This is a genomic window from Streptomyces sp. NPDC057654, assembly GCF_042800135.1.
Lineage (GTDB): Bacteria > Actinomycetota > Actinomycetes > Streptomycetales > Streptomycetaceae > Streptomyces.
In genome coordinates, this window is record NZ_JBHVHQ010000269.1 from 1 (window position 1) to 9,702 (window position 9,702).

General features: G+C 71.3%; 5 protein-coding genes. 4 read left to right on the forward strand and 1 reads right to left on the reverse strand.

The genetic code is table 11. From position 1 onward, the window contains the following. The first annotated feature begins 196 nt into the window (after nucleotides 1-196). The 3 genes from ACFU99_RS20675 (at nucleotide 197) to ACFU99_RS20685 (ending at nucleotide 7,238) form a co-directional block, all read left to right on the forward strand. Nucleotides 197-928, forward strand: a complete 732-nt coding sequence (locus ACFU99_RS20675; RefSeq protein ID WP_384394069.1) for a VIT1/CCC1 transporter family protein — start codon at nucleotides 197-199, stop codon at nucleotides 926-928. A gap of 294 nt (nucleotides 929-1,222) precedes the next feature. Further along, nucleotides 1,223-5,785, forward strand: coding sequence for a glutamate synthase large subunit (gene gltB / locus ACFU99_RS20680; protein ID WP_384394071.1), 4,563 nt, complete (start codon nucleotides 1,223-1,225; stop codon nucleotides 5,783-5,785). Then, nucleotides 5,778-7,238 (forward strand): glutamate synthase subunit beta, encoded by a 1,461-nt coding sequence (locus tag ACFU99_RS20685; RefSeq protein WP_384394073.1) that lies wholly within the window; start codon nucleotides 5,778-5,780, stop codon nucleotides 7,236-7,238. The genes gltB and ACFU99_RS20685 overlap by 8 nt, the downstream gene beginning before the upstream one ends. A 161-nt stretch (nucleotides 7,239-7,399) precedes the next feature. Here the strand turns inward: ACFU99_RS20685 and ACFU99_RS20690 are convergent, their stop codons facing one another. Next, nucleotides 7,400-8,299 (reverse strand): hypothetical protein, encoded by a 900-nt coding sequence (locus tag ACFU99_RS20690; protein ID WP_384394075.1) that lies wholly within the window; start codon nucleotides 8,297-8,299, stop codon nucleotides 7,400-7,402. Between the two features lie 358 nt (nucleotides 8,300-8,657). On the opposite strand from ACFU99_RS20690, the gene ACFU99_RS20695 reads away from it, so the two are divergent. Next, nucleotides 8,658-9,500 (forward strand): S1 family peptidase, encoded by an 843-nt coding sequence (locus ACFU99_RS20695; protein ID WP_384394077.1) that lies wholly within the window; start codon nucleotides 8,658-8,660, stop codon nucleotides 9,498-9,500. The last annotated feature ends 202 nt before the right edge of the window (nucleotides 9,501-9,702 follow it).

The window sequence follows — 9,702 nt, forward strand, 5'->3', positions numbered from 1 at the left end:
CCCCACCGGGTCCGGCGGCCTCGTCGCGTATTGCCTGCCCAGCGCGGGAATTTCCGGAGCCCGCTCGCGTTTGCGCAGGTCAGAGAGGTAAGTTCGGCCTTCCTTGCTAGCGGACCACCGCAAATCGTGCGTACTTTTGAATCGTTCGGGGCGGGGCATCGGGCTCCCGCCCCCGATGTGAGGAGTACGCGCAGCAATGTCTGTCCTGGATACGGCCGAGGCCCCGCACGTCGCGCACCGCGACAACCACACCCACCGCGATGTGAACGGCGGCTGGCTGCGTCCGGCGGTCTTCGGCGCCATGGACGGGCTGGTCTCCAACATCGCGCTGATGACCGGTGTGGCCGGCGGCTCCGCCTCCTCGCAGACCATCGTGATCACCGGGCTCGCGGGGCTCGCGGCCGGCGCGTTCTCGATGGCCGCCGGCGAGTACACCTCCGTGGCCTCGCAGCGCGAGCTCGTCCAGGCCGAGCTGGACATCGAGCGGCGCGAGCTGCGCAAGCACCCCGAGGACGAGATCGACGAGCTGGCCGCGCTGTACGAGTCGCGGGGCGTCGACGCGCCGCTGGCCCGCCAGGTCGCCGAGCAGCTGTCGAAGGACCCGGAGCAGGCGCTGGAGATCCACGCCCGCGAGGAACTGGGCGTCGACCCCTCCGACCTGCCCTCGCCGATGGTCGCCGCGGTCTCCTCCTTCGGCTCCTTCGCGCTGGGCGCGCTGCTGCCCGTACTGCCCTACCTCCTGGGCGCGACGTCGCTGTGGCCCGCCGTGCTGCTCGCGCTGATCGGGCTCTTCGGCTGCGGCGCGGTGGTGGCGCGGGTGACGGCGCGGTCCTGGTGGTTCAGCGGGCTGCGCCAGCTGGGCCTGGGCGGGGCCGCGGCGGGTGTGACCTACCTGCTCGGCATCCTTTTCGGTACCGCCATAGGTTGACGCTTTATGCGGCCGGCCGCATAGTGAGCGCGTTACCGTGCGGTTTCAGGGTTCGGGCGGCCGGGCATAAGGCCGGAGCGTCGCGGGCAACGTCGCCCGCTGCACGTTGTCCCAGCGGTGGGCGATCAATCCGTATTCGCCCCGACTCGCGCGTTAGGTCTGAAGTCCACATCCTGGAATCAGGCATCCGCTGTTCGAGAAGCAGGCCATCATGTAACCTGCGTGAAATTCTTCGCAGAGGGCCAGAGTCGTCCCTCGGCACCCTCAGATGCCATGACGACGACGGGAGAGCCGATGCGATCCGCATCCCACCCCGCCCAGCAGGGTTTGTACGACCCGCGCAATGAACACGACGCCTGCGGCGTGGGCTTTGTCGCCACCCTCACCGGCGAGGCGAGCCACGCGCTCGTCGAGCAGGCCCTCACCGTCCTGCGGAACCTCGAACACCGCGGCGCCACCGGCTCCGAGCCCGACTCCGGCGACGGCGCGGGCATCCTGCTCCAGGTCCCCGACGCGTTCCTGCGCTCCGCCGTCGCCTTCCCCCTGCCCGAGGCCGGCTCGTACGCCGTCGGCATCGCCTTCCTCCCGGCCGACGCCGAGGAAGCCGCCGCGGCCGTCTCGCGCATCGAGGCGACCGCCGCCGAAGAGGGCCTCGACGTCCTCGGCTGGCGTGTCGTCCCCGTCGCCCCCCAGCTCCTCGGCAGCGGCGCCCGCGCCACCATGCCCGCCTTCTCCCAGCTCTTCGTCGCCGCCCGCGACGGCGGCCGGCAGCTCACCGGCCTCGCCCTCGACCGCAAGGCGTTCGCGCTCCGCAAGCGCGCCGAGCGCGAGGCGGGCGTCTACTTCCCCTCGCTGTCCGCCCGCACCCTCGTCTACAAGGGCATGCTCACCACCGGGCAGCTGGAGCCGTTCTTCCCGGACCTCTCCGACCGCCGCCTCGCCACCGCCATCGCGCTGGTCCACTCGCGGTTCTCCACCAACACCTTCCCGTCCTGGCCGCTCGCCCACCCGTACCGCTTCGTCGCGCACAACGGCGAGATCAACACCGTCCAGGGCAACCGCAACTGGATGCGCGCCCGCGAATCCCAGCTCGCCGGCGACCTCCTCGGCGCCGACGACCGCGAGCGCCTCTTCCCCGTCTGCACCCCCGACGCCTCCGACTCCGCCACCTTCGACGAGGTCCTCGAACTCCTCCACCTCGGCGGCCGATCGCTCCCGCACAGCGTGCTGATGATGATCCCCGAGGCATGGGAGAACCACGCCTCCATGGACCCGGCCCGCCGCGCCTTCTACCAGTACCACTCCACGATGATGGAGCCCTGGGACGGCCCCGCCTGCGTCACCTTCACCGACGGAGCCGTCGTCGGCGCCGTACTCGACCGCAACGGCCTGCGCCCCGGCCGCTACTGGGTCACCGACGACGGCCTCGTCGTCCTCTCCTCCGAGGTCGGCGTCCTCGACATCGACCCCGCCAAGGTCGTCCGCAAGGGCCGCCTCCAGCCCGGCCGGATGTTCCTCGTCGACACCGAGCAGCACCGCATCATCGAGGACGACGAGATCAAGGCCGGCCTCGCCGCCGAACACCCCTACGGGGAATGGCTGGACGCCGGCCTCATCGACCTCGCCGACCTGCCCGAGCGCGAGCACATCGTGCACACCCACGCCTCGGTCACCCGCCGCCAGCAGACCTTCGGCTACACCGAGGAAGAACTGCGGGTCATCCTCGCGCCCATGGCCAAGTCGGGCGCCGAACCGATCGGCTCCATGGGCACCGACTCGCCCATCGCCGCCCTCTCCGACCGGCCGCGGCTCCTCTTCGACTACTTCACCCAGCTCTTCGCGCAGGTCACCAACCCGCCGCTGGACGCCATCCGCGAGGAGCTCGTCACCTCGCTGATCTCCTCCCTCGGCCCCCAGGGCAACCTCCTCGCCCCCACCGCAGCCTCCTGCCGCAGCGTCACCCTGCCCTTCCCGGTCATCGACAACGACGAGCTCGCCAAGCTCATCCACATCAACGCCGACGGCGACATGCCCGGCCTCAAGGCCGCCACCCTCTCCGGCCTCTACCGCGTCAGCGGCGCCGGCGACGCCCTCGCCGCCCGGATCGCCGAGGTCTGCGCCGAGGCCGACGCCGCCATCGAGGACGGCGCCCGCCTGATCGTCCTCTCCGACCGGCACTCCGACGCCGAGCACGCCCCGATCCCCTCGCTGCTGCTCACCGCCGCCGTCCACCACCACCTCATCGGCACCAAGCAGCGCACCCAGGTCGGCCTGCTCGTCGAGGCGGGCGACGTCCGCGAGGTGCACCATGTCGCGCTGCTCATCGGCTACGGCGCCGCCGCCGTCAACCCCTACCTCGCCATGGAGTCCGTCGAGGATCTCGTGCGCGCCGGCACCTTCCTGCCCGGCGTCGAGGCCGAGGACGCCATCCGCAACCTCATCAAGGCACTCGGCAAGGGCGTCCTGAAGGTCATGTCCAAGATGGGCATCTCCACCGTCGCCTCCTACCGCGGCGCGCAGGTCTTCGAGGCCGTCGGCCTCGACGGCTCCTTCGTCGACGCCTACTTCCACGGCACCGCCACCAAGATCGGCGGCGCCGGACTCGACGTCGTCGCCCGGGAAGTCGCCGCCCGGCACGCCAAGGCGTACCCCGCCACCGGCATCGCCGCCACCCACCGCCGCCTCGACATCGGCGGCGAATACCAGTGGCGCCGCGAGGGCGAGCCGCACCTCTTCGACCCCGACACCGTCTTCCGCCTCCAGCACTCCACCCGCTCCCGCCGCTACGACATCTTCAAGCAGTACACGGAGCGCGTGAACGAGCAGTCCGAGCGCCTCATGACGCTCCGCGGCCTCTTCACCCTCAAGAGCACCGGCCGCACCCCCGTACCGCTGGAGGAGGTCGAGCCCGTCAGCGACATCGTCAAGCGCTTCTCCACCGGCGCCATGTCCTACGGCTCCATCTCCCGCGAGGCCCACGAGACCCTCGCCATCGCCATGAACCAGCTCGGCGGCAAGTCCAACACCGGCGAGGGCGGCGAGGACGCGGACCGCCTCTACGACCCCGCGCGCCGCTCCTCCATCAAGCAGGTCGCCTCCGGCCGCTTCGGCGTCACCTCCGAATACCTCGTCAACTCCGACGACATCCAGATCAAGATGGCCCAGGGCGCCAAGCCCGGCGAGGGCGGCCAGCTCCCCGGCCACAAGGTCTACCCCTGGGTCGCCAAGACCCGCCACTCCACACCCGGCGTCGGCCTCATCTCCCCGCCCCCGCACCACGACATCTACTCCATCGAGGACCTCGCCCAGCTCATCCACGACCTGAAGAACGCCAACCCCGCGGCCCGCATCCACGTGAAGCTGGTCTCCGAGGTCGGCGTCGGCACGGTCGCCGCGGGCGTCTCCAAGGCCCACGCCGACGTCGTCCTCATCTCCGGCCACGACGGCGGTACGGGCGCGTCCCCGCTGACCTCCCTCAAGCACGCCGGCGGCCCCTGGGAGCTCGGCCTCGCCGAAACCCAGCAGACCCTGCTCCTCAACGGCCTGCGGGACCGCATCGTCGTACAGACCGACGGCCAGCTCAAGACCGGCCGCGACGTCCTGATCGCCGCGCTCCTCGGCGCCGAGGAGTTCGGCTTCGCGACCGCGCCGCTGGTCGTCTCCGGCTGCGTCATGATGCGCGTCTGCCACCTCGACACCTGCCCCGTCGGCATCGCCACCCAGAATCCGGTGCTCCGCGAGCGCTTCGCCGGCAAGGCCGAATACGTCGTCAACTTCTTCGAGTTCATCGCCGAAGAGGTCCGCGAACTCCTCGCCGAACTCGGCTTCCGCACCATCGAGGAGGCCGTCGGCCACGCCGAACTCCTCGACACCGCACGGGCCGTCGACCACTGGAAGGCCCAGGGGCTGGACCTCGCGCCGCTGCTGCACGTACCCGACCTGCCCAGCGGCGCCGTCCGCCACCACATCGCCGCCCAGGACCACGGCCTCGCCAAGGCCCTCGACAACGAGCTGATCAGGCTCGCCGCCGACGCGCTCGCCGCGCACTCGCCGGCCGACGCCCAGCCCGTACGCGCCCAGGTCGCCATCCGCAACATCAACCGCACCGTCGGCACGATGCTCGGCCACGAGGTGACCAAGAAGTTCGGCGGCGCGGGCCTGCCGGACGACACCATAGACATCACCTTCACCGGCTCCGCCGGCCAGTCCTTCGGCGCGTTCCTGCCGCGCGGCGTCACCCTGCGCCTGGAGGGCGACGCCAACGACTACGTCGGCAAGGGCCTCTCCGGCGGGCGCGTCGTCGTACGGCCCGACCGGGGCGCCGACCACCTCGCCGAGTACTCGACGATCGCCGGCAACACCATCGCGTACGGCGCGACCGGCGGCGAACTCTTCCTGCGCGGCCGGACCGGCGAACGGTTCTGCGTCCGCAACTCCGGCGCCACCGTCGTCTCCGAAGGCGTCGGCGACCACGGCTGCGAGTACATGACCGGCGGCGCCGCCGTCATCCTCGGCGAGACCGGACGCAACTTCGCGGCCGGCATGTCCGGCGGCACCGCGTACGTCATCGACCTCGACCCCCACAACGTCAACAAGGAACTGGGCTCCGCCGTCACCGCGCTGACCGCCGACGACCGGCAGTGGCTGCACGACGTCGTGCGCCGCCACCAGGAGGAGACCGGCTCCACCGTCGCCGCCACCCTCCTCGCCGACTGGCCGGCCGCCGCCGCCCGGTTCAGCAAGGTCGTACCGGCCACCTACCAGGCAGTGCTCGCCGCCAAGGACGCCGCCGAGCGAGCGGGACTCACCGAGTCCGAGATCCACGAGAAGATGATGGAGGCGGCGACCAATGGCTGACCCCAAGGGCTTCCTGACCACCGGCCGCGAGGTCGCACAGACCCGCCCCGTCGGCGAGCGCGTCAAGGACTGGAACGAGGTGTACGTCCCCGGCTCCCTGCTGCCGATCATCAGCAAGCAGGCCGGGCGCTGCATGGACTGCGGCATCCCCTTCTGCCACCAGGGCTGCCCGCTCGGAAACCTCATCCCCGAGTGGAACGACTACGCCTACCGCGAGGACTGGTCCGCCGCCAGCGAGCGGTTGCACGCCACCAACAACTTCCCCGAGTTCACCGGCCGGCTCTGCCCCGCGCCCTGCGAATCCGCGTGCGTCCTGGCCATCAACCAGCCCGCCGTCACCATCAAGAACGTCGAAGTCACCATCATCGACAAGGCGTGGGACAGCGGCGACGTCACCCCGCAGCCCCCCGAGCGGCTCTCCGGCAAGACCGTCGCCGTCATCGGCTCCGGCCCGGCCGGGCTCGCCGCCGCCCAGCAGCTCACCCGCGCCGGGCACACCGTCGCCGTGTACGAGCGCGCCGACCGCATCGGCGGCCTCCTGCGCTACGGCATCCCCGAGTTCAAGATGGAGAAGCGCCACATCAACCGCCGCATCGAGCAGATGCGCGCGGAGGGCACCAAGTTCCGCACCGAGGTGGAGATCGGCCGCGACGTCGACGCCGCCAAGCTGCGCAAGCGCTACGACGCCGTGGTGGTCGCCGCCGGCGCCACCACCGCCCGCGACCTGCCCGTACCGGGCCGCGAACTGGGCGGCATCCACCAGGCGATGGAGTATCTGCCGCTCGCCAACAAGGTGCAGGAGGGCGACCTGACGGTCTCCCCGATCACCGCCGAGGGCAAGCACGTCATCGTCATCGGCGGCGGCGACACCGGCGCGGACTGCGTCGGCACCGCCCACCGCCAGGGCGCCGTCTCCGTCACCCAGCTGGAGATCATGCCGAGGCCGGGGGAGGAGCGCCCCGCCAACCAGCCGTGGCCGACCTTCCCCATGCTCTACAAGGTCACATCGGCCCACGAGGAGGGCGGCGAGCGGATCTACTCGGTCTCCACCACCCACTTCGAAGGCGATGAGGACGGGAACGTGCAGTTCCTGCACCTCGCCGAGGTCGAGTTCAAGGACGGCAGGCCCGAGCAGAAGCCCGGCACCGAGCGGAAGATCCCCGCCCAGCTCGTGACGCTGGCCATGGGCTTCACCGGCACCGACCAGGAGAACGGCCTGGTCCGCCAGTTCGGCCTCGAACTCGACGCCCGCGGCAACATCGCGCGCGACGGCGACTACGCCACCAACGTGCCGGGCGTGTACGTGGCGGGCGACGCGGGCCGCGGCCAGTCGCTGATCGTCTGGGCCATCGCCGAGGGCCGCTCGGCCGCCCGCGGCGTGGACCGCTTCCTCGCGGGGGACAGCGCGCTGCCGGCCCCCATCAAGCCCACGGACCGCTCGCTGATGGTCTGAGCGTCGAGCGTCGCCCCCTCCAGAGGGCCTTCCCAGCCGTCCGACGGCCCCTCAGTCGTCCGTACAGCGCCGTACGGGCCTCAGCGGCGCCTGCTTCTCCCCGACCGGAGGCAGGCGCCGCACTCATACGCCCGGCCCGTGCCCGTACGCCCGGGGGCGGCCTACGTGTCGCAGTCCAGGACCGTGCGGCACAGTCCGCAGCGCGCCCGCAGTCTGCCCTGCACCGGCACCCTGATCCGCTGATGGCAGGTCGGGCACGGGAAGACGACGCGCAGCGGCGCGCGGCCCTCGAAGACGTAACCGCCGTTGGGAAGGGCGGACGCGGCGGTCGCCGGGTCCGCCTCCACATGGCGGCGGTCCCGCGTGTACCGGTGGCGGGCGAGCCGCCCGGCGGCGGCCAGCGGCGGCCGCTGCTCGTCGCGCCGGGCGCGGGCCAGCCCCTTCTCATACGCCTCGTACGCCTGCGGGCTGGTGAACCACGGCGCCGGGTCCTCGTCGAAGGCGAGCGCCCGCTTGGCGAGGACGTAGCCGTACTCCTCGGGGGTGAGGTAGCCGAGCTTCTGGCTGGAGAGGGAATCCTCCCGGTACGCGTCCAGCAGCAGCCACCCCGCCCCGAGGTAGGCCGCCGCGGTGTCGGTGAGGATCTCGTTGTCCCGCGTGCCGGGGAAGGAGAGGTCGAGGCGGTGCAGATAGACGTGCATCACCTCGTGCGCCAGGGCGGCGCCGATGTCGCGGCGGTGGTTCCGGAAACGGTCGTTGAGCTCGATGAAATACTCCGGCCCCGCCGCCAGCTCGACGTTGGCCGCGTGCTGCATCTCGCGGAAGCTGACGATCATCCGGGCGTCGGGGAGGCGCAGATGCTGCACCATCGCGCGGGCGACGCGCTGCACGCCGAGGTGGAGGTCCTCGTCGTCGTCGAAGGCGACGTCCACGGGGAGCATGCTCAGCCCGAAGGTGTGCACCGTGTCGTAGGAGAGGCGTTTGTAGAGCGCCGTGATCGCCCCGCGGACCGTCTCCAGATGCGGAAAGCCGTGCTCGATATCGCTCCCCGGCACCGCCATGCGATCACCCCCGTGCTGCTCGGTCGGCCCGCCCCGAGACGTCGGCGACGTCGGCTCCGAGGCGTTGCCCCAACTCTACGGGCGGGCACTGACAGTCCGGCGGTCCAGTCCGGTCGTCCAGTCCGGCCGTCGTGTGTCGACGGCCCCGAAAAGCGGCGGGCGAGGCGGGGTGGCGGGTGCGGCCCGGCGTGGCCGGAAAGCCACCCTTGTCACTCCGTTCACCCCGTCCACATAATCACAGGACGCTTCACGGGCTCACCCCCACGGGACCGGACGCCGTGCGGCACACCGTCGCACGCCGCCACCGCCGCATCCCGGCACAGCCCTTCCGGCGGCGACTTCCGGACCGTGGCTTGACATGAGCCTGACAGGAGTACCGCCCCCCACGGAAGGACATCCCTTGCCCCGCCAACTCAAGCCCCTCAAGAGAGCCCTCGCCGTCGCCGCCGTCGCCCTCGCCGCCTTCAGCCTCCAGCCCGGCAGCGCCCAGGCCACGCCCGAACCATCCGACCCCGGCCCCAGTGTCGTCGGCGGCACCCGCGCCCAGCAGGGCGAATTCCCGTGGATGGTACGGCTGTCCATGGGCTGCGGCGGCGCCGTCTACAGCAAGCAGATCGTTCTGACCGCCGCCCACTGCGTGGACGGCAGCGGCCCCGACACCTCCATCACCGCGACCGTCGGCGACGTCGACCTCAAGGGCTCCAAGGCCATATCGGTGAAGTCCGCCCAGGTCCTCCAGGCCCCCGGCTACAACGGCAAGGGCAAGGACTGGGCGCTCATCAAACTCGCCAAGCCCGTCAGTCAGCCCACCCTGAAGATCGCCGAGACCGCCGCCGACAACAACGGCGAGTTCACCATCGCCGGCTGGGGCGCCGACCGTGAGGGCGGCCAGCAGCAGCGCTACCTCCTCAAGGCGAAGGTCCCCTTCGTCGACGACGCCACGTGCAAGAAGGCGTACGGCAACCAGCTCACGCCGGGCGACGAGATCTGCGCCGGATACATCGACAAGGGCGGCGTCGACACCTGCCAGGGCGACTCCGGCGGCCCGATGTTCCGCAAGGACGCGGCCGGCGGCTGGATACAGGTCGGCATCGTCAGCTGGGGCCAGGGCTGCGCCGAGCCCGGCTACCCCGGCGTCTACAGCGAGGTGAGCACCTTCGCCGCCGACATCAAGAAGGCGGCCCAGAGCCTCGGCGGCTGACCGCGGCACGCTGAGCGCGGCACGGTGCGCGGACGGGCCCGTACGGTCGATACGGCGTCGGTCGGAGTCGCTTCGACGTCGCTTCGACGTCGGATCGGGGTCGGCTGGGGGCCGGCTCGCGGTCGCCCCCGATCGACTTTCGTATGACGCGGACGGGCCCGCCGTCATCCTTCGGACGGAGGCAACAGTGACCGTACGGCCG

Coding starts and splice junctions, on each gene's coding strand:
- ACFU99_RS20675 (WP_384394069.1), top strand. CDS start 197: ATGTCTGTCCTGGATACGGCCGAGGCCCCGCACGTCGCGCACCGCGAC.
- gltB (WP_384394071.1), top strand. CDS start 1,223: ATGCGATCCGCATCCCACCCCGCCCAGCAGGGTTTGTACGACCCGCGC.
- ACFU99_RS20685 (WP_384394073.1), top strand. CDS start 5,778: ATGGCTGACCCCAAGGGCTTCCTGACCACCGGCCGCGAGGTCGCACAG.
- ACFU99_RS20690 (WP_384394075.1), bottom strand. CDS start 8,299: ATGGCGGTGCCGGGGAGCGATATCGAGCACGGCTTTCCGCATCTGGAG.
- ACFU99_RS20695 (WP_384394077.1), top strand. CDS start 8,658: ATGAGCCTGACAGGAGTACCGCCCCCCACGGAAGGACATCCCTTGCCC.